The sequence below is a fragment of the Streptomyces sp. NPDC003011 genome, from assembly GCF_053591515.1.
The window spans coordinates 67,729-87,927 of the sequence record NZ_JBSFTY010000036.1; the positions used below are offsets into that span (position 1 = coordinate 67,729).

Here is a 20,199-nt window from a genome sequence, read left to right on the forward strand (position 1 = left end):
GTCATGTCCTCCGCACTGACCGATCTCTTCCCCTATCCGATCGTGCAGGCCCCCATGGCGGGCGGCGTCTCCGTACCGACGCTCGCCGCCGCCGTGTGCGAGGCCGGCGGGCTGGGGTTCCTCGCTGCCGGGTACAAGACGGCCGACGGCCTGTACCAGGAGATCAAGCAGCTGCGGAGCCTGACGACCCGCCCCTTCGGCGTGAACCTCTTCCTGCCGCAGCCCGAGTACGCGGACCAGGCCGCCGTCGACGTCTACGCCCACCAGCTGTCCGGCGAGGCCGCCTGGTACGAGACCGAGCTCGGCGACCCCGAGAGCGGCCGGGACGACGGCTACGAGGCCAAGCTCGCGGTGCTGCTCGACAACCCGGTGCCCGTGGTCTCGTTCCACTTCGGCGTCCCCAGCCGCGAGGTGCTGGACTCGCTGCGCCGGGCCGGCACCTTCACCCTGGTCACCGCGACCACCGCGGAGGAGGCCCTCGCCGTGGAGTGGGCGGGCGCCGACGCGGTGATCGCGCAGGGCGTGGAGGCGGGCGGCCACCAGGGCACCCACCGGGACGTCCCGGAGACCGACGGCTCCGCCGTCGGACTGCTGTCGCTGATCTCCCAGATCCGCGAGAGCGTGCGCGTCCCGATCGTCGCGGCCGGCGGCATCATGCGCGGCAGCCAGATCGCCGCCGCGCTCGCCGCGGGCGCGAGCGCGGCCCAGCTCGGCACGGCGTTCCTCGCCACTCCCGAGTCCGGCGCGCACGCCGTCCACAAGCAGGCGCTCACCAACCCCCTGTTCGTCCGTACCGAGCTGACCCGGGCCTTCTCCGGGCGTCCGGCGCGCGGGCTGGTCAACCGGTTCCTGCGCGAGCACGGGCCGTACGCGCCCCCCGCCTACCCGGAGATCCACCACCTGACCTCGCCGCTGCGCAAGGCGGCGGCCAAGGCGGGCGACGCGCAGGGCATGGCGCTGTGGGCGGGACAGGGCCACCGGATGGCGCGCGACCTGCCCGCGGGGCGGCTGGTGGAGGTGCTGGCGGCCGAACTCGCCGCCGCGAAGACAGCGTTGTCCAGCTTCCCGGCGGCGGGTGACGTCCGGTGACCGCACCGGTGTTCGTGGTCGATCACTTCCGTGCCGACGATGCCGGGCGGTACGTGCTCGACGGCTCCGAGGGGCGGCACGCCGTGTCCGTGAAGCGGCTGCGGCCGGGGGAGGGCGTCGTCCTCACCGACGGCGCGGGGCGCTGGGCGGAGTGCGAGGTGACCGGCACCGAGGGCAAGGACCGGCTGATCGTCCGCCTGGCCGGCGTGTCCGAGGAACCGCAGGAGTCCCCCCGCGTCACCGTCGTCCAGGCCCTCCCCAAGGGCGACCGCGGCGAGTTGGCGGTCGAGACGATGACCGAGACCGGCGTCGACGCGATCGTGCCCTGGGCGGCCTCCCGGTGCGTCACGCAGTGGAAGGGCGAGCGCGGACTGAAGGCGCTCGCCAAGTGGCGTGCCACCGCCCGTGAGGCCGGCAAGCAGTCCCGCCGGGTCCGCTTCCCCGAGGTCGCGGACGCGGCGACGACCAAGCAGGTGGCGGCACTTCTCGCCGCGGCGGACTTCGCCGCCGTCCTGCACGAGGACCGGGACTACGGCAGCGAGGCGCTCGCGACGGCCCAACTGCCCGCCGACGGCGAGATCGTGCTGGTCGTCGGCCCCGAAGGAGGCGTGTCCCCCGAGGAGTTGGCGCTCTTCGAGAAGGCGGGCGCGAGGGCGTACCGCCTCGGCCGCAGCGTCCTGCGCACCTCCACCGCGGGCACCGCCGCGACCGCCCTGCTCCTCGGCCGCACCGGCCGCTGGTCCTGACCGGCGTTCCTTCCGGCGTTCCTGTCCGGCCTTCCTGTTCTGCCTTCCCGGCCGGCCCTCCCGGCCGGCGAGGGGACACGGCGCGTGCGTGGCCGTATGCGCCCTTTCGCGAGGGGCGCGACGGTGGCAGGCTGCCTCTCATGGGGGCGTTGAGGCGGATTCGGCGCCGGCCGCGCGGGCGGCGGGCGATGGCTGTGGCGGGGCTCACCGTGGTGGTCGCGGGCGCGACGGTCGCCTGCGAGCCCGGCGGGCTGAACTCCGCGACCGTGGCCTACACGACCGACCAGACCGTGACGGACGAGCTGGAGCGGCGGAAGGCCGGGGTGCGGTGGCTCACCTGCACGGCCTCCTACGACGACCAGGTGACGCCGACCGCGAGCGAGAACGCCGTCGCCGAAGTCGACTGCGAGGGCGAGACGGACGACGGCAAGGACATCACCGTCACCGGCGAGGTGACCCGCGCGGTCAGCGGCGCCTGTGTGCGCGGGGACCTCACCGCCGCGATCGACGGCAAGGAGTGGTTCCACGTGGAGGGACTGGGCGACTGCGACGCCCGGACCACCCCGCCCGTCAACCACCCCGGGCAGCCCGGGCCCACCGTCACCGTGACCGTCACGAAGACGATCTGGTGCCAGGGCAACCCGACCTGCTGGCCGGCCGAGGGCAAATGATCTTTCGGCGGCCGTGGCCGGTCAAGTGATCGAAACCCCTGTTCCCGGGTGCCGCGCGTGCATAGGGTGATCGGGTGACACAGCCAGCGACGTCGGGTCCTCCAGCGTATTTCCGGTTTCCGCACCTGCACGGCGAGTTGATCGCCTTCACCGCCGAGGACGACGTGTGGCTCGCCCCGCTCGACGGCGGCCGGGCCTGGCGGGTGAGCGCCGACGACGTACCGGTGACCCACCCCCGCATCTCGCCCGACGGCACGACCGTCGCCTGGACCTCCACCCGCGACGGCGCCCCCGAGGTGCACATCGCCCCGGTCGACGGCGGCCCTTCCAAGCGCCTCACGCACTGGGGCAGTTGGCGCACCCAGGTGCGCGGCTGGACCCCGGACGGACAGGTCCTCGCGGTCACCACGCACGGCCAGGCGAACCTGCGCCGCAGCTGGGCGCACGCCGTCCCGCTCGACGGCGGACCCGCCACCGTCCTCCCGTACGGCATCGTCGGCGACGTCGCCCACGGCGGCTCGAGCGTGGTCCTGCTGTCCGCGCCCATGGGACGCGAGGCGGCCTGGTGGAAGCGGTACCGGGGCGGCACCGCGGGCAAGTTGTGGATCGACCGCTCCGGCCGCGACGGGGCAGGCGCCGGCGAGTTCGTCCGGCTGCACGAGGACCTGGACGGGAACATCGAGTACCCCGTGTGGGTGGGTGACCGGGTCGCGTTCCTGTCCGACCACGAAGGCGTCGGCGCGCTCTACTCGTCCCTCGCCGACGGGTCCGGCCTGCGCCGGCACACCCCGCTCGACGGCTTCTACGCACGGCACGCCGCCGGTGACGGCACCCGGGTCGTGTACGTGTCCGCCGGCGAGCTGTGGCTCCTCGACGACCTCGACGGCGCGGAGCCGCGCCGGCTCGGCGTACGGCTCGGCGGGCAGCGCGCCGACCGGCAGCCGTACCCGGTGAACGCCGCCCGCTGGTTCGGCTCCGGTGCCCCCGACCACACCGCCCGCGGCAGCGCCGTCTGCGTCCGCGGCGCCGTGCACTGGGTCACCCACCGCTCCGGGCCCACCCGCGCGCTCGCCGCGCAGCCCGGCGTACGGGCCCGGCTGCCCCGCACCTTCCGCGCGGACGGCGAGGAGTGGGTGGTGTGGGTGACGGACGCGGAGGGCGACGACGCCCTGGAGTTCGCGCCCGCCACCGGCCTCGCCCCCGGCGCCACCCCGCGCCGCCTCGCGGCCGGGCAGCTCGGCCGCGTCCTCGGGCTCGCCATGGCGCCCGACGGCAGCCGGGCCGCGGTCGCCGCGCACGACGGACGCGTGCTGCTCGTCGAACGGGAGACCGGCGAGGTCCGCGAGGTCGACCGCAGCGAGGACGGGGACGTCTCGGGGCTGGTCTTCTCGCCCGACTCCGGCTGGCTCGCCTGGTCGCACCCCGGCCCGAGCCCCCTGCGCCAGCTGCGGCTGGCCAACACCACCGATCTGTCGGTCACCGAGGCGACCCCGCTGCGCTTCCAGGACTACGCGCCCGCGTTCACGCTCGACGGCAAGCACCTCGCCTTCCTCTCCAACCGCTCCTTCGACCCGGTCTACGACGAACACGTCTTCGACCTGGCCTTCGTGGTCGGCGACCGCCCGCACCTGATCACCCTGGCCGCGACCACGCCCTCGCCGTTCGGCCCGCAGCGGCACGGCCGTCCCTTCGACGCCCCGGACAAGGACGAGACGCCCGACAGCGAGGGCACCCCGGCCACCCGGATCGACCTCGAAGGCCTCGCCGACCGGATCGTGCCGTTCCCCGTCGAGGCCGCCCGCTACTCCGACCTGAGGGCCGCGAAGGACGGCGTGCTGTGGCTGCGGCACCCGGTCCAGGGCGTCCTCGGTTCCTCCCGGGCCACCCCGGACGACCCCGATCCCAAGACCGAGCTGGAGCGCTACGACCTCGTCCAGCAGCGCCTGGAGCACCTCGCTGTCGACGCCGACCACTTCGCGGTCAGCGGCGACGGCAAGCGGGTTCTGCTGTGGACCGACGGGCGGCTCAAGGTCGTCCCCAGCGACCGGCGCGCTTCCGGCGACGAGGACAGCGACACCAACATCACCGTCGACCTCGGCCGGATCCGGCAGCTGGTCGACCCGTCGGCCGAGTGGCGCCAGATGTACGAGGAGACCGGCCGCATCATGCGGGACCACTTCTGGCGCCCGGACATGAGCGGCGTCGACTGGGCCGGCGTCCTGGACCGCTACCGCCCGGTGCTGGAGCGGGTCGCCACCCACGACGACCTGGTCGACCTCCTGTGGGAGGTGCAGGGCGAACTCGGCACCTCGCACGCCTACGTCATGCCGCGCGGCCGCTCCGGCCGCGGCACCCGGCAGGGACTGCTCGGCGCGGACCTCTCCCGGCACGAGGACGGCCCGCACGGATCGGCGCGGTGGCGCATCGACCGCATCCTGCCGACCGAGACCTCCGACCCCGACGCCCGCTCCCCGCTCGCCGCGCCCGGTGTCGCGGTGCGCGCCGGGGACGCGATCGTCGCGGTGGGCGGAGTGCCGGTCGACCCGGTGACCGGGCCCGGCCCCCTCCTCGCCGGTACGGCGGACCAGCCGGTCGAGCTGACCATCTCGCCGTCCGGCGGCGGTGAGGTACGGCACGCGGTCGTCGTCCCGGTCGCCGACGAGGAACCCCTGCGCTACCACGCGTGGGTCGCGGACCGGCGGGCGTACGTGCACGAGAAGTCCGGCGGCCGGCTCGGATATCTGCACGTGCCCGACATGCAGGCGCCCGGCTGGGCCCAGATCCACCGCGACCTGCGCGTCGAGGTGGCCCGCGAGGGGCTGGTGGTGGACGTCCGGGAGAACCGGGGCGGGCACACCTCCCAGCTCGTCGTCGAGAAGCTCGCGCGGCGGATCGTCGGCTGGGCGCTGCCGCGCGGGATGCGGCCGTACAGCTATCCGCAGGACGCGCCCCGTGGGCCGGTCGTCGCCGTCGCCAACGAGTTCTCCGGTTCCGACGGCGACATCGTCAACGCGGCGATCAAGGCGCTCGGGATCGGGCCGGTGGTCGGTGTGCGGACCTGGGGCGGGGTGATCGGGATCGACAGCCGCTACCGGCTGGTCGACGGCACGCTGATCACCCAGCCGAAGTACGCGTTCTGGCTGGAGAACTACGAGTGGGGCGTGGAGAACCACGGCGTGGATCCGGACGTGGAGGTCGTGCAGCGCCCGCAGGACTACGCGGCGGGCCGCGACGTGCAGCTCGACGAGGCGGTACGGACAGCGCTGGAAGCGCTGGAGAGCAGTCCCGCGAGAACACCGCCCGCCTTGCCCGCGTGAGGGGCGCGGGGCTGCACCGGTGTGCGGCTCCGCCGCGGGCGCGCGACCAGCCACGACGCACCCGCACCCGGCGACGATACGATGCCCCCACGCGCAATCCGATCATTCCGCTGACCCCCGGAGGGACCATGGCAGGGGAACCGCAGGACGACTGTCTGTTCTGCAAGATCGTCGCGGGTCAGATCCCGGCGACGATCGTCCGCGAGACCGACACCACCGTCGCGTTCCGGGACATCAACCCGCAGGCGCCCACCCACGTCCTGGTGATCCCCAAGGCGCACTACGAGAACGCCGCCGCGCTCGCCGCCGAACCGGCCCTCGCCGCTGACGTCCTGCGCGAGACCCAGGCCGTCGCCGACGACGAGAAGCTGGACAGCTACCGCATCATCTTCAACACCGGCAGCGGCGCCGGCCAGACCGTCTGGCACGCCCACGCGCACGTCCTCGGCGGCCGCGGCCTCCAGTGGCCCCCCGGGTAACCCGCCGTGTCCGTACGTGAACTGGTCGTCCTCGGCACCGCCAGTCAGGTCCCCACCCGGCACCGCAACCACAACGGCTACCTGCTGCGCTGGGACGGCGAGGGCATCCTCTTCGACCCCGGCGAGGGCACCCAGCGGCAGATGCTGCGGGCCGGGGTCGCCGCGCACGACCTGAACCGGATCTGCGTCACGCACTTCCACGGCGACCACTCGCTCGGCCTCGCCGGGGTCATCCAGCGCATCAACCTCGACCGGGTTCCGCACGAGATCACCGCGCACTACCCGAAGTCCGGCCAGCGCTTCTTCGACCGGCTTCGGTACGCCACCGCCTACCGCGAGACGGCCGAGATCGTCGAGGCCCCGGTCGCGGCGGACGGAGTGATCGCGCGGACCGGCGGCTACACGCTCCAGGCCCGCAGGCTCTCCCATCCCGTCGAGTCCTACGGCTATCGCCTCACCGAGCCCGACGGCCGCCGGATGCTGCCCGGCCGGCTCGCCGCGCACGGCATCCAGGGCCCCGATGTCGGGCGGCTGCAACGGGAGGGCGTCCTGGACGGCGTCCGCCTCGACGACGTCAGCGAGACGCGCCGCGGGCAGCGGTTCGCGTTCGTCATGGACACCCGGCTCTGCGACGGGGTGCACGCGCTGGCCCAGGACTGCGACCTGCTCGTCATCGAGTCGACGTTCCTCGACGAGGACGAGCAACTGGCCGTGGAGCACGGACACCTGACGGCGGGCCAGGCGGCGCGGGTGGCGCGGGACGCCGGGGTGCGGCATCTGGTGCTCACCCACTTCAGTCAGCGCTACGCCGAACCCGACGCGTTCGAGCGGCAGGCGCGGGCCGCGGGCTTCGAGGGAGAGCTGACCGTCGCGCATGATCTGCTCAGGGTCCCGCTTCCGAAACGACGGTAAAGCGGGCGTACCATTCTTTGATGCCCCTCCCCAAAGCTGAACTGCACCTCCATATCGAAGGCACCCTGGAGCCGGAGCTGGCCTTCGAGCTGGCCGCCCGCAACGGCGTCGAGCTGCCGTACGCCGACACCGACGCGCTGCGCGAGGCGTACCGGTTCGAGGACCTGCAGTCCTTCCTGAACCTGTACTACGCGCTCATGGCCGTCCTGCGCACCGAGCGGGACTTCGAGGACCTCGCGAACGCCTACCTCGCCCGCGCCGCCGCGCAGGGCGTGCGCCACGCGGAGATCTTCTTCGACCCGCAGGCCCACCTCGCGCGCGGCGTCGGCATGGGGACCGTCGTCGAGGGGCTGTGGCGGGCGCTCGGGAACAGCGAGTCCGCCCACGGCGTCTCCACCCACCTCATCCTGTGCTTCCTGCGCGACGAGTCCGCCGAGTCGGCGCTGGAGACGATGGAGGCGGCGAGGCCGTACCTCGACCGGATCGTCGGCATCGGGCTCGACTCGGCCGAGGTCGGGCACCCGCCGGCGAAGTTCCGCGCGGTGTACGAGACCGCCGCCGCCCTGGGTCTGCGGCGCGTGGCGCACGCCGGTGAGGAGGGGCCGCCGGAGTACATCACCGAGGCCCTGGACGTGCTCGGCGTCGAGCGGATCGACCACGGGCTGCGCTGCATGGAGGACCCGGCGCTGGTCGCGCGGCTGGTGCGCGACCGGATCCCGCTGACGCTGTGCCCGCTGTCGAACGTCCGGCTGCGCACCGTCGACGTCCTGGCCGACCACCCGCTGCCCGCCATGCTCGAAGCAGGCCTGCTGTGCACGGTCAACTCCGACGACCCGGCCTACTTCGGCGGTTACGCCGGCGACACCTTCGACGCCGTACGCAAGGAGCTGGGCCTCGGTGAGGAGCGGCTGCGGGAGCTGGCCCGCAACTCCTTCGTCGCGTCCTTCCTGGAGCACGACGAGGAGCGGCGGGCGCGCTGTATAGCGGAGGTCGAGGCGTACGAGTTCCGGTAGGCCGGGGTCGCGGTGCCGCAGGTCGTCTCTTATGCGGGTTCGGACTTGTCCTTGCTGCGTTCCGGCGGTGCTGAAGAGAGAGACCGGAGTGCTGGGGTGGCGGGTGTTCTTCACTCGTCGTGGTCTGCCGCAGCCCAAGACCGCATGCGACGTGCTGCCTGAGCTGGGTGATCTTGACGGGTGGCTGGATGAGCGACGGACCGGGCATGGATCGCCGTACCTGATCGACCCGTTGGGCCGGTACGACGTGGACCTCAACGACTACTTCGTGACCGAGCTGGCCAACGAGCCGGTGACCACGCAGGAGGCCGTGGCCTACGGCCTCAAGCGGTTCTCGAAGTCCTTATGGGACAACCGGAGGCGGCGGACAGACGTTCCGCAGGGTGCTCTTGGTCGGTTGGCTGAGGACCCGGCAGGGAGAGAGTGTCCAAGCCGGGGGGTCGTTCACGTTTCCTCTCGACCATTTTCAGGGCCTTTCGTCCGTGGTGGATACGGCCCGGCGCTTCAACGTCTCGGTCACTGCCAGCGTGGCCGGAACCCGGACGTTCAGCTTGCGCGGATTACCGAAAATGGCCTCCTCGCTTCCCATCGGGTAGCCGGTTTCGGGATCGAAGAACACGGAAGTCCGCATGGTGCTGCCCTTCCAGACCTCTTCCTGAGTCACCGCAACCACCTTGCTGCCTTTCCAGGTGGTGGTGGTCGAGACCTGCAGGCCCGGAGCGTCCGCCAGCACTCGCAGGGCCGCTGCTCGAAGCCCCGGAGCTATGGGACCGGATCGCGACTCGTAGGTGAGCATGTCCGCTACCCCGACAATGATCTGGCCGCCTTCCCAGTTCACCTTCTTGAGCTGCCGCAACAACCCATCGGGATTCTGCGCGAAGGGCTCGATCTCCTGCCAGGGGGATCCACCGGGGAACTGGCCGGGTCCGTATTCGGCATCGTCGATCTTCTTCCCCGATACGAGCCCGGCTTCCCGCGCCGCCCTCTCCTGGTCCGGATCGGGGAAAATCGGATCCCCGTATGTGTTGAGCTTCCGCCCGGCGCCTTGCTCGTCGACCCAGGACTCCGTCACGGTCGGCACGGCCGCATTGGCGACCCCGCCTGGTACGTCACCTGCCGTATTCAGCCACCAGCCCCACGTCCTGGAGTACTGATAGCTTCCCTCGGAGTGCTCTCCGGGCAGGGCCTCCACCCGCTCGGCCATCTCCCGGAGATACCGCGCAGGAGTCTCCGGCACAGGCGACAGAGACAGCACGGGAGGTGTTACCGCCACCGCCGACGCTCCGTCTCCTCCCCCTGGCCACGGCAGCCCGCCGTTCAGTACAACAACCGATGCGCCTGCGAAGACTGCCGCGGCACCCAGCACACTCCTTCGTCCCGGGCCAAGCCGCGCCCGTACGGATCGCTGCCGGGCGGCTGAGCTTCGCAGCAGAGCGAGTTCCCGCTCCGCCCTCTCAGGCAGACCCGCACTACCGTCCGCGAAGTCCCTGGCGGTGTCATCGTCCTGAGGCAGCAGCGCTCTGACTGCCTCCACGTCTCGGCTCATCTCGTTCTCCCCTCTGCTGTCATCGGCTGCTCCCGCACCGACGCCGGGCCCGCGTGGGCCAGCATCCGCTCCAACCGCACTCGGGCACGGTGCAGTTGGACGGCGAACGTCGCACGGCTGCGTCCCATGACCTTGGCGGCGTCGCCCACATCCAGTCCGTCCCACGACACCAACAGCAGAACCTCACGGTCGGTCGCCGACAACCTGGCCAGGGCGCTCGCCGCGCCGAGGCGATCGAGCGCGGCGTCCTCGGCCGACGCCTCCGTACCTTCAGTCGTCGAAATCTCCAGACGTTTTCCCAGCTTTTCAGCTCGACCGGAGGCACGTCTGTGGTTCGCAGCGACCTTTCGGGCGATTCCGTAGAGCCATGGCAAAGGCGCCCCGCGCCTGTCCCCCCAGCGGCGCCAGGCCACCGTGAACACCTCAGCAGCAGCGTCCTCTGCGTCGCCTGAGGGCAGCCTCCGTCTGAGGAACTGCAACACGGGTCTGTAGGCGACCCGGTAGGCCACCTCGAAGCCGTCCCAATCGTCTTCGTCCACGCTCCCACCCACCCCACCCTCTTCCGGCCACAATCGTCCTCCACCTCGTCTGTGTCCGGCAGCACCCGCGCATTACAGCCTCGTTTGCCGCGCTTCTGTCGCTGTTCCAGACCAGATCCCGGCGCAGATCGCCCGCCAGCCTGGATACGCTGGCTGTGAACGACTTCTCTGGCCCCAGCGGAACGAGAATTCGGGTCCCATGGGCGTGCAAGAGTTTTGAGTGTTCGTCAGAAATGGCCCCAGCGACGCCCTTGCAGTGGGGGCATCGGGACGCAGGCGGGTGACCCGCCCGGTCATGCACTGCTCGCAAACAGCCCCGGACGAGAAGTCGGAGGCCACCCGCTGCAAGTCCCTTCGTGGTGGCTGGCCCGGAGAGCGGCTAGAGCGGCTGCATGCTGCCGCGCCGGCCAGAGGTACCAACGGGGCAGTGACCTTGTGCACGCTGGCGGACAGCGGACAAAATTGAACGGCCCTCATAAGATGCCCTGCTCTCCCGGTGTCGTGCGAGAGCGGGGCCGGGTCCCGGGCGCGCGCGGAGGCAGGAGGCGCGGCCGTGGTGGGCCGTGGTCGGCAGCGCGTGCGTGGAGTCACCGCCAGTGTGGCGCGCTCCCGGTGCCGTCGCCTCGATCGTGCACCTGATCTCCCGCATCACCGTGACGATCCGTGCCTCGTGCTCCGGTGTCAGCCGGGTCACCGGCACCGATCAGCTGATCGCGTCCTGGGCGGGGGAGTCGTAGCGCAGGGCGAAGCCGAAGCCGAAGTCGACGATGCCGGGGACGCCCTCCTCGCGGTCGGTCGAGTACCCACGCGCCCGCACTCCGGCGAGGTCCGCCGCCAGGGACTCCCGGCCGGTGTGCCTCTCGGGCAGCTCGGCGTCGTCGCGCTCGGCCAGCAGCGACTTGCCCGGCGCGCCCACGTGGGCGGCAGCCGCCGTCCGGCCCGGCTGATGGTCCGCAGGTACTCGTGCGACTCACGGGTCGCCAGACATGTCACGCCCCGGCCGTCCAGGCGTCCCGGGCGGATCGTCTCACCCAGCGCCTGCGACGCCTCGTCGGCTCCCTGTGTCTGACATGCGCCGATCGTCAGCGGGGGCGACCGCGCCATTGACGGGCGGTGTTCGCATACCTAACCTCCATTTGCCTACGTGGATGCTGCTGACCACCGGACTCGACCTCCTGGGAGCCGCCCTGTGGACCTCGCCATCACGGACGTACGGCTGACGCCGATCCTGGTCGCCGACCCGCCGCTGCTGAACACGCAGGGCGTGCACCAGCCGTACACGCCCCGGCTGATCGTGGAGATCGAGACGGCGGACGGGATCACCGGCGTCGGCGAGACGTACGGCGACACCAAGTACCTGGAGCTGGCGCGGCCCTTCGCCGCCCGGCTGGCCGGCCGCCGGGTCAGCGACCTGAACGGGCTGTTCACGGTGGCGGACGAGGTGGCCGTCGACCGGTCCCACGTCTTTGGCCAGGTCGACGTCGGCGGGCTGCGGGGCGTGCAGAGCGCCGGCAAACTGCGGCTGTCCGTGGTCTCCGCCTTCGAGGTCGCCTGCCTCGACGCGCTCGGCAAGGCGCTCGGCCTGCCCGTGCACGCGCTGCTCGGCGGCAAGGTGCGCGACACCGTCGAGTACAGCGCGTACCTCTTCTACAAGTGGGCGGACCACCCGCGGGGCGTGACGGCCGAGAAGGACGACTGGGGCGCCGCCCTGGACCCGGCCTCAGTCGTCGGACAGGCCCGGAAGTTCACCGAGCGGTACGGCTTCACCTCCTTCAAGCTCAAGGGCGGTGTCTTCCCGCCGGACGAGGAGATCGCCGCCGTACGGGCCCTGGCCGAGGCGTTCCCCGGGCACCCGCTGCGGCTGGACCCCAACGGGGCCTGGAGCGTGGAGACCTCGCTGAAGGTGGCGAAGGAGCTGGAGGACGTCCTGGAGTACCTGGAGGACCCGGCGCTCGGCACGTCCGCCATGGCGGAGGTCTCCAGGGGCACCGACGTGCCGCTCGCCACCAACATGTGCGTGACGACCTTCCCCGAGATCAAGGAGGCCTTCGCGCGGGACGCCGTGCAGGTGGTGCTCTCCGACCACCACTACTGGGGCGGGCTGCGCAACACGCAGCAACTGGCCGCGATCTGCCGGACGTTCGGCGTCGGCGTGTCCATGCACTCCAACACCCACCTGGGGATCAGCCTCGCCGCGATGACCCACGTGGCGTCCACGGTGCCCGGCCTGCACCACGCCTGCGACTCCCACTACCCCTGGCAGTCGGAGGACGTCCTCACCGAGCGGCTGGCCTTCGACGGCGGCTGCGTCACCGTCCCGGACACGCCCGGCCTCGGCGTCGCACTCGACCACGACAGGCTCGCGTTCCTGCACCGGCGGTGGCTCGACGACGACGGGTCGCTGCGCGAGCGGGACGACGCGGCGGCGATGCGGGTCGCCGACCCCGGCTGGGTCACGCCGGCCGTGCCGCGCTGGTAGGCGGGGCCGCACGCGCACGGGTGATCACGCTGGGTGAGGACGGGTGGCGGGAGGGGCCTGAAGCCGGGGCGGACGGGGTCCGGCGTGACCCGCGGCCGCGGTGTGACGACGGCGGGTTGTCAGTGGTGTGGTGCAGACTGGCCTGATCCGTACCACGTCAGGGAGCGCACCGTGATCGCGTCCACCGCGTCCCTCGGAGAGGACCACCGCAACCGGCCCCGGGTCGACCCGCTGGCCGCCCTGCGCACGCCGGACGACCCGCCCTGGGACGTGTATCTCACGGGCACCGTCTTCCTCGACATCGTCTTCACCGGGCTCGCCTCCGCCCCCGTGCGCGGCACCGAGTCCTGGGCCCGGGGGATGGGATCCAGCCCCGGCGGCGTGGCGAACATGGCGACCGCGCTGGCACGGCTCGGCCTGCGCACCTCCCTGGCGGCCGCGTTCGGCGACGACCACTACGGCGAGTACTGCTGGGACGCCCTGGAGCAGGGCGAGGGCATCGACCTCACCCCGTCCCGCACGGTCCCCGGCTGGCACTCCCCGGTCACCGTCTCCATGGCGTACGAGGGCGAGCGCACGATGATCTCCCACGGTCACGAGCCGCCCCCCGAGGAGCCCGCGCCCGACTGCCCCCCACGCGCGCGTGCCGCCATCGCCTCCCTCACGCCCGGCAGGCGCGCCCCCTGGATCGCCCAGGCGGCCGGCAAGGGCGCCCGCATCTTCGGCGACGTCGGCTGGGACGACACCGGCGCGTGGGACCTGGCGGGGCTCGCCGACCTCGAACACTGCGAGGCGTTCCTGCCGAACGCCGAGGAGGCGATGCGGTACACGGGCACCGACTGCCCGCGGGCCGCGGCCCACGCGCTCACCGACCACGTCCCGCTCGCCGTCGTCACCCTCGGTCCGGAGGGCGCGTACGCGGTGGACCGGCGGACGGGGGAGACGGCCGAGGTTCCGGCCATCGAGGTGGAGGCCCTGGACCCGACCGGCGCGGGGGACGTCTTCGTGGCGGGCTTCGTCACCGGCACGCTGGCCGGCTGGCCGCTCGCCGACCGGCTGGCGTTCGCCGGTCTGACGGCGGCCCTGTCGGTGCAGGAGTTCGGAGGGTCGCTGTCGGCGCCGGGCTGGTCCGAGATCGGGGCGTGGTGGCGGAAGGTGCAGTCGCTGGACGGCCAGGACCCGGCGGCGCTGCGGCGGTACGGCTTCCTGGCGGGGCTGGTGCCGCAGGACGCGGGCAGGCCGTGGCCGCTGCGGCGGGCGGTGCCGACGATCGGGTTCGGGCGCTCGGCGTGAACGCGGGTCAGTTCCGCTGGGAAAAGTCCTACGGCGTTGTCAGTCCACCGTCGTACTCTTGATAGCGCGAGGCCGCTCTCAGCTACGCGGCCGTGACGAGGAGGAACCGCAGGCCTACAGAGCCGGCCCATGACTCAGACACCCACAGCTCACACACCCGCGCAGGAGCAGGCGAGAGCACAGTTCACCGTCCCCGCCCAGCACCCCATGGTGACCGTGCTGGGTTCCGGCGACGCCCTGCTGCGCGTGATCGAGAAGGCCTTCCCGGCGGCCGACATCCACGTCCGGGGCAATGAGATCAGCGTGGCGGGCGACACCGGTGATGTCGCCCTCGTCCAGCGCCTGTTCGCAGAGATGATGCTCGTGCTCCGCACCGGGCAGCCGATGACGGAGGACGCAGTGGAACGCTCGATCGCCATGCTCAGAGCGGGTGGCAGCGGCGAGGCCGACGGACCGGAGACCCCGGCCGAGGTGCTCACGCAGAACATCCTCTCCTCGCGCGGGCGCACGATCCGACCCAAGACCCTCAACCAGAAGCGGTACGTCGACGCGATCGACAAGCACACGATCGTCTTCGGCATCGGCCCCGCGGGCACCGGCAAGACCTACCTCGCCATGGCCAAGGCGGTGCAGGCCCTGCAGTCCAAGCAGGTCAACCGCATCATCCTGACCCGTCCGGCGGTCGAGGCGGGAGAGCGTCTGGGCTTCCTCCCGGGCACCCTCTACGAGAAGATCGACCCGTACCTGCGCCCGCTCTACGACGCGCTGCACGACATGCTGGACCCGGACTCGATCCCCCGGCTGATGGCGGCGGGCACGATCGAGGTGGCGCCGCTGGCGTACATGCGGGGAAGAACTCTCAACGACGCCTTCATCATCCTGGACGAGGCCCAGAACACCAGCCCCGAGCAGATGAAGATGTTCCTCACCCGCCTCGGCTTCGAATCGAAGATCGTGATCACGGGTGACGTGACGCAGGTCGACCTGCCGAACGGCACCAAGTCGGGTCTGCGCCAGGTCCAGGACATCCTGGAGGGGCTGGACGACGTCCACTTCTCGCGGCTCACGTCCCACGACGTCGTACGGCACAAGCTGGTCGGCCGTATCGTCGACGCGTACGAGAAGTACGACAGCGAGAACGGTACGGAGAACGGCACCCACAAGGGCGCCCGTAACAAGCGGAAGTAGACCAGCACGACCATGTCGATCGACGTCAACAACGAGTCCGGAACCGAGGTCGACGAGCAGGCGATCCTCGACATCGCCCGCTACGCGCTCGCGCGGATGCGCATCCACCCGCTCTCCGAGCTCTCGGTGATCGTCGTGGACGCCGACGCCATGGAGCAGCTGCACATGCAGTGGATGGACCTGCCGGGGCCCACGGACGTCATGTCCTTCCCGATGGACGAACTGCGTCCGCCGTCGAAGGACGACGACGAGCCCCCGCCGGGCCTCCTCGGTGACATCGTGCTGTGTCCCGAGGTCGCCAAGAAGCAGGGAGAGGAAGCGCCCACGCAGCACTCCATGGACGAGGAGCTCCACCTGCTCACCGTCCACGGCGTGCTGCACCTGCTGGGATACGACCACGAGGAGCCCGACGAGAAGGCCGAGATGTTCGGCCTCCAGGCGGCCATCGTGGACGGCTGGCGCGCGGAGAAGGGCCTGACCGGCCCGTCCCCGGCCCCGACCGTCTCATGAGCCCCGGTCTCGTCTTGGGCGCCGTCGCCCTGGTCGTCGTCGCGTGGCTCGCCGCCTGTGCGGAGGCGGGCCTCGCGCGCGTCTCCAGCTTCCGCGCCGAGGAGGCCGTACGCACCGGCCGCCGCGGCAGCGCGAAGCTCGCCCAGGTCGCCGCCGACCCGACCCGCTATCTGAACGTGGCGCTGCTGGTCCGCGTCGCCTGCGAGATGGCGGCGGCGGCCCTGGTCACGTACGCCTGTCTGCGCGCGTTCGACGGCACCACCGAGGCGCTGCTGGTCGCGATCGGGGTGATGGTCCTCGTCTCGTACGTCGCCGTCGGCGTCTCCCCGCGCACCATCGGCCGCCAGCACCCGCTGAACACGGCGACGGCGGCGGCGTACGTCCTGCTCCCGCTCGCGCGGATCATGGGCCCCGTCCCGTCCCTGCTGATTCTCATCGGCAACGCGCTCACCCCCGGCAAGGGCTTCCGCCGCGGCCCGTTCGCCTCCGAGGCGGAGCTGCGCGCGCTGGTCGACCTCGCCGAGAAGGAGTCGCTGATCGAGGACGACGAGCGCCGTATGGTGCACTCGGTCTTCGAGCTGGGCGACACCTTGGTCCGGGAGGTCATGGTCCCGCGTACCGACCTCGTGGTCATCGAGCGCTACAAGACGATCCGCCAGGCGCTGACGCTGGCCCTGCGCTCCGGTTTCTCCCGGATACCGGTGACCGGTGAGAGCGAGGACGACATCGTCGGGATCGTGTACCTGAAGGACCTGGCCCGCAAGACGCACATCAGCCGTGACGCGGAGAGCGAACTCGTCTCGACGGCGATGCGCCCGGCGGTCTTCGTGCCCGACACCAAGAACGCCGGTGACCTGCTGCGCGAGATGCAGCAGGACCGCAACCACGTGGCCGTGGTCATCGACGAGTACGGCGGCACCGCCGGCATCGTCACCATCGAGGACATCCTGGAGGAGATCGTCGGGGAGATCACCGACGAGTACGACCGGGAACTGCCGCCCGTCGAGGACCTCGGCGACGACCGCCACCGGGTCACCGCCCGCCTCGACATCACCGACCTCGGCGAGCTGTACGGGCTGGAGGAGTACGACGACGAGGACGTCGAGACGGTCGGCGGGCTGCTCGCGAAGGCCCTGGGCCGGGTCCCGATCGCCGGAGCCTCGTCGGTCGTCGAACTCCCCGACGGCCGCAAGCTGCGGCTGACGGCGGAGGCGGCGGCGGGCCGCCGGAACAAGATCGTGACGGTGCTGGTGGAGCCGGTGGGCCCGGCGGAGGCCTCCGAGGAGGAGAAGGAACCGGAGTGACGCCCCAGGAGCTGCGCGCCTTCTGCCTGTCCTTCGAGGCGGCCGTCGAGGACTTCCCGTTCCGGCCGGAGATCTCCGTCTTCAAGGTCTGCGGCAAGCTCTTCGCCCTGACCTCCCTGGACGCCCGCCCGCTCACGGTCAACCTCAAGTGCGACCCGGACGACGCGGTCCGTCTGCGCGGCGAGCACCCGGGGCTCGTCGTGCCCGGCTACCACATGAACAAGCGCCACTGGAACACGGTCACGGCCGACGGCACCCTCCCGGACCGGCTGGTCCGGGAACTCGTCGAGGACTCCTACGACCTGGTGGTGGCGGGGTTGCCGAGGGCCGAACGGTTGCGCCTGGACCGCCCGTGACGGCCGCCCTCGCGCCCGGGGCGGACGCCGGGTTCGTATGCTCGGCTCATGACTGACAGCGTGCTTGACCCCGAGGACCGCAAGATCGTCACCCTGGCCCGTTCCGCCCGGGTCCGCAACGGCGTGCCCGAGGGGGCGGCGGTACGGGACGAGACGGGCCGTACGTATGTGGCCGGGACCGTGGCCCTGGAATCGCTGCGGCTGAGTGCGGTGCGCACGGCGGTGGCCATGGCGGTGGCCTCCGGGGCGAAGTCGCTGGAGGCGGCGGCCGTGGTGACCGAGGCGGCGGGGGCCTCGGCGGAGGACCTGGCCGCGGTGCGTGATCTCGGGGGGCCGGGGACGCCGGTGCACGTCGCCTCGCCGGACGGGACCGTGCGGCTGACCGTCGCCGCGGACTGACGTCCGCCGGCGCGGCGGTCCGGCGCAAAACAGCCCTTGCCAGTCGTCTGCACTCGCGCATCAATGGAACCGGTGGTTCCGACGGACCGTCAGATTCCGGCCCGCGTGGCGCTCCGCACCGCGCCCGTGGGCCCGAGGGCCGTCGGTGCACCTCTCCCGACCATCCCCCCATGGCAATTCCCCCACACGGGAAGGGAAACCGGATCCCCATGACAGGCAAGCGAACGACAACAGGTGCGGCACTGCTGGCCGGAGCCCTCGCGGTCACCGGACTCGCCCTCGCACCCACCGCCGTGGCCGTCACCCCGGACACCGCGACGATCACCGCCGACTGCGGCACCTTCGGCGGCGGCGAGGCCACGCTGACGGCGACGCAGGACGGCACCGCCGCCACCATCACCCTCACGACCTCCGCCATCACCGCCCCGCTCGCCCTGGCGCAGGACTCGATCACGTCCACGCTCACCCTGGTGAACACGGCCGGCGGCAGCGCCGCCTTCACCGGCACGAAGAATCCGGCCATGGCGGCCGGCGACCCGGTCACCGTCGGCCCGCTCGACGGCACCGTGGCCCCCGGCGACACCCTGGAGGCCTACGGCGGTTCGCTCCAGATGACCGTCTTCGGCATCACCATCACCTGCACGGCGACCGGACCGCAGGCACCGGGCCCGTTCGTGTTCGACTGAGCCGGAGCCATCCGCGGTGGGCCGCCGACTTCCCGTCCGACGACGGAAGCCGGCGGCCCATCGACGGGTGGGAGCCGTCCCGGCGGTCAGAGCGCGTCGGGGCCGCGCTCGCCCGTCCGTACGCGGACGACCGTCTCCACGGGCACCGTCCACACCTTCCCGTCGCCGATCTTCCCCGTCTGCGCGGCCTTGACGATCGCGTCGACGACGGCGTCCGCGTCGGCGTCCTCGACGACGACCTCGATCCGGACCTTCGGCACCAGGTCGACCTGGTACTCGGCCCCCCGGTACACCTCGGTGTGGCCGCGCTGACGGCCGTAGCCACTGGCCTCGGTCACGGTCAGACCGTGCACGCCGAGTTCCTGGAGGGCGTTCTTGACCTCGTCGAGGCGGTGCGGCTTGACGATCGCGGTGATGAGCTTCATGCCGGGGACGTGACCTTCTGGAGGAGGGACGGAGGACGCGGTGACCGGGGCGCCGTCGCCCGGGACGCCGTGATCGTATGCGCTCTCGACGGGCGCCGTTAAGGCCCGGGACCGGCCTGCCGCGCTCCTCGTTCAGGCCGGTGATCGGTCGGTTGTACGGGGAGGGCGTGTGGATCAGGGAGAATGGGCGCCATGAGCGTTCGCAGTGAGTCATCCGAGCCGTCCGAGGCACCCCATCGCGCCGGTTTCGCCTGCTTCGTGGGCCGCCCCAACGCGGGCAAGTCCACCCTGACGAACGCTCTGGTCGGGCAGAAGGTGGCGATCACCGCGAACCAGCCGCAGACGACGCGGCACACGGTACGGGGGATCGTGCACCGGCCCGACGCCCAGCTGATCCTGGTGGACACCCCCGGGCTGCACAAGCCGCGCACGCTGCTGGGCGAGCGTCTCAACGACATCGTCCGCACCACGTGGGCCGAGGTCGACGTGATCGGCTTCTGTCTGCCCGCGAACGAGAAGCTCGGCCCCGGTGACCGCTTCATCGCGAAGGAACTGGCGTCCATCAAGAAGACGCCGAAGATCGCGATCGTCACCAAGACCGACCTCGTCGACGGCAAGACGCTCGCCGAGCAGCTCATCGCGATCGACCAGCTCGGGCAGGAGCTCGGGTTCGAGTGGGCGGAGATCGTGCCGGTGTCGGCGGTCGCGGACCAGCAGGTGGGCCTGCTGGCCGATCTGCTCGTCCCGCTGCTGCCGGAGGGGCCCGCCCTCTACCCGGAGGGCGACCTCACCGACGAGCCCGAGCAGGTCATGATCGCGGAGCTGATCCGGGAGGCCGCGCTCGAAGGTGTCCGCGACGAGCTGCCGCACTCCATCGCGGTCGTGGTGGAGGAGATGCTGCCCCGCGAGGACCGGCCGGCCGACAAGCCGCTCCTGGACATCCACGCGTTCGTCTACATCGAGCGGCCCAGCCAGAAGGGCATCGTCATCGGGCCGAAGGGGAAGCGGTTGAAGGAGGTCGGGATCAAGTCGCGCAAGCAGATCGAGGCGTTGCTGGGTACGCCGGTCTTCCTGGACCTGCATGTGAAGGTGGCGAAGGACTGGCAGCGGGACCCCCGCCAGCTGCGCAAGCTGGGCTTTTGACCTGACGGGTATCGGAGGATTCTGACGAGGCGAATCACCTGTGGAATGATGAGCTGAACCAAATCTACTATTACGATGACTTCCTCGGGCAAACCACGTTCGAT

General features: G+C 71.5%; 19 protein-coding genes and 1 pseudogene. 16 read left to right on the forward strand and 4 right to left on the reverse strand.

Annotated elements, in window-relative coordinates; genetic code table 11:
• Positions 1-3: 3 nt before the first annotated feature.
• The 7 genes from ACWD0J_RS19850 to ACWD0J_RS19880 all read left to right on the forward strand — a co-directional run bounded on the left by ACWD0J_RS19850 (position 4) and on the right by ACWD0J_RS19880 (position 8,227).
• Positions 4-1,089, forward strand: a complete 1,086-nt coding sequence (locus ACWD0J_RS19850; protein WP_451497111.1) for a nitronate monooxygenase — start codon at positions 4-6, stop codon at positions 1,087-1,089.
• Positions 1,086-1,835, forward strand: a complete 750-nt coding sequence (locus tag ACWD0J_RS19855) for a 16S rRNA (uracil(1498)-N(3))-methyltransferase (protein ID WP_451497112.1) — start codon at positions 1,086-1,088, stop codon at positions 1,833-1,835. The genes ACWD0J_RS19850 and ACWD0J_RS19855 overlap by 4 nt, the downstream gene beginning before the upstream one ends.
• A 140-nt stretch (positions 1,836-1,975) precedes the next feature.
• Positions 1,976-2,506, forward strand: a complete 531-nt coding sequence (locus tag ACWD0J_RS19860; RefSeq protein WP_451497113.1) for a hypothetical protein — start codon at positions 1,976-1,978, stop codon at positions 2,504-2,506.
• Positions 2,507-2,580: 74 nt separating this feature from the next.
• Positions 2,581-5,823, forward strand: a complete 3,243-nt coding sequence (locus ACWD0J_RS19865; protein WP_451497114.1) for a S41 family peptidase — start codon at positions 2,581-2,583, stop codon at positions 5,821-5,823.
• Positions 5,824-5,951: 128 nt separating this feature from the next.
• Complete coding sequence (locus tag ACWD0J_RS19870) at positions 5,952-6,302, forward strand: histidine triad nucleotide-binding protein (RefSeq protein ID WP_286062303.1); 351 nt, start codon at positions 5,952-5,954, stop codon at positions 6,300-6,302.
• Positions 6,303-6,308: 6 nt separating this feature from the next.
• Positions 6,309-7,214 (forward strand): ribonuclease Z, encoded by a 906-nt coding sequence (locus ACWD0J_RS19875; protein WP_451497115.1) that lies wholly within the window; start codon positions 6,309-6,311, stop codon positions 7,212-7,214.
• A gap of 20 nt (positions 7,215-7,234) precedes the next feature.
• Positions 7,235-8,227: an adenosine deaminase gene (locus tag ACWD0J_RS19880; protein WP_451497116.1), complete on the forward strand. Its 993-nt coding sequence runs from the start codon at positions 7,235-7,237 to the stop codon at positions 8,225-8,227.
• Between the two features lie 466 nt (positions 8,228-8,693).
• On the opposite strand, the gene ACWD0J_RS19885 is transcribed toward ACWD0J_RS19880, so the two are convergent.
• The 3 genes and pseudogenes from ACWD0J_RS19885 to ACWD0J_RS19895 form a co-directional block, all read right to left on the reverse strand.
• Positions 8,694-9,431, reverse strand: a complete 738-nt coding sequence (locus ACWD0J_RS19885; RefSeq protein ID WP_451497117.1) for a hypothetical protein — start codon at positions 9,429-9,431, stop codon at positions 8,694-8,696.
• A gap of 338 nt (positions 9,432-9,769) precedes the next feature.
• Positions 9,770-10,312: an RNA polymerase sigma factor gene (locus ACWD0J_RS19890; protein WP_451497118.1), complete on the reverse strand. Its 543-nt coding sequence runs from the start codon at positions 10,310-10,312 to the stop codon at positions 9,770-9,772.
• A gap of 604 nt (positions 10,313-10,916) precedes the next feature.
• Positions 10,917-11,365, reverse strand: a pseudogene (locus tag ACWD0J_RS19895) (IclR family transcriptional regulator domain-containing protein); the annotation flags it as partial.
• 136 nt (positions 11,366-11,501) lie between these two features.
• Here ACWD0J_RS19895 and ACWD0J_RS19900 point away from each other — a divergent pair.
• From ACWD0J_RS19900 to ACWD0J_RS19935, 8 genes are all read left to right on the forward strand, one after another.
• Positions 11,502-12,791, forward strand: coding sequence for a glucarate dehydratase family protein (locus ACWD0J_RS19900; RefSeq protein ID WP_451497119.1), 1,290 nt, complete (start codon positions 11,502-11,504; stop codon positions 12,789-12,791).
• Between the two features lie 171 nt (positions 12,792-12,962).
• Positions 12,963-14,084 (forward strand): carbohydrate kinase family protein, encoded by a 1,122-nt coding sequence (locus tag ACWD0J_RS19905; RefSeq protein WP_451497120.1) that lies wholly within the window; start codon positions 12,963-12,965, stop codon positions 14,082-14,084.
• Between the two features lie 129 nt (positions 14,085-14,213).
• Complete coding sequence (locus ACWD0J_RS19910; protein WP_451497121.1) at positions 14,214-15,272, forward strand: PhoH family protein; 1,059 nt, start codon at positions 14,214-14,216, stop codon at positions 15,270-15,272.
• Positions 15,273-15,284: 12 nt separating this feature from the next.
• On the forward strand, positions 15,285-15,782 hold the full coding sequence (gene ybeY / locus ACWD0J_RS19915; protein ID WP_451497122.1) for an rRNA maturation RNase YbeY: 498 nt from the start codon (positions 15,285-15,287) through the stop codon (positions 15,780-15,782).
• A complete protein-coding gene (locus tag ACWD0J_RS19920; RefSeq protein WP_451497123.1) occupies positions 15,779-17,086 on the forward strand; it encodes a hemolysin family protein in 1,308 nt (435 codons plus the stop codon). Before ybeY ends, ACWD0J_RS19920 begins: the two co-directional genes overlap by 4 nt.
• Entirely contained in the window at positions 17,083-17,442 is a 360-nt protein-coding gene (locus ACWD0J_RS19925; RefSeq protein ID WP_451497124.1) for an MmcQ/YjbR family DNA-binding protein, read from the forward strand. The genes ACWD0J_RS19920 and ACWD0J_RS19925 overlap by 4 nt, the downstream gene beginning before the upstream one ends.
• A gap of 48 nt (positions 17,443-17,490) precedes the next feature.
• Positions 17,491-17,841 carry a cytidine deaminase gene (locus tag ACWD0J_RS19930; protein ID WP_451497125.1) on the forward strand — a complete coding sequence of 117 codons (351 nt, stop codon included), beginning with the start codon at positions 17,491-17,493 and terminating at the stop codon, positions 17,839-17,841.
• A gap of 209 nt (positions 17,842-18,050) precedes the next feature.
• Positions 18,051-18,527, forward strand: coding sequence for a hypothetical protein (locus tag ACWD0J_RS19935; RefSeq protein WP_451497126.1), 477 nt, complete (start codon positions 18,051-18,053; stop codon positions 18,525-18,527).
• 86 nt (positions 18,528-18,613) lie between these two features.
• Here the strand turns inward: ACWD0J_RS19935 and ACWD0J_RS19940 are convergent, their stop codons facing one another.
• Positions 18,614-18,952 (reverse strand): P-II family nitrogen regulator, encoded by a 339-nt coding sequence (locus ACWD0J_RS19940; protein ID WP_451497127.1) that lies wholly within the window; start codon positions 18,950-18,952, stop codon positions 18,614-18,616.
• A gap of 183 nt (positions 18,953-19,135) precedes the next feature.
• On the opposite strand from ACWD0J_RS19940, the gene era reads away from it, so the two are divergent.
• Complete coding sequence (gene era, locus ACWD0J_RS19945; protein ID WP_451497128.1) at positions 19,136-20,095, forward strand: GTPase Era; 960 nt, start codon at positions 19,136-19,138, stop codon at positions 20,093-20,095.
• Positions 20,096-20,199: the final 104 nt, after the last annotated feature.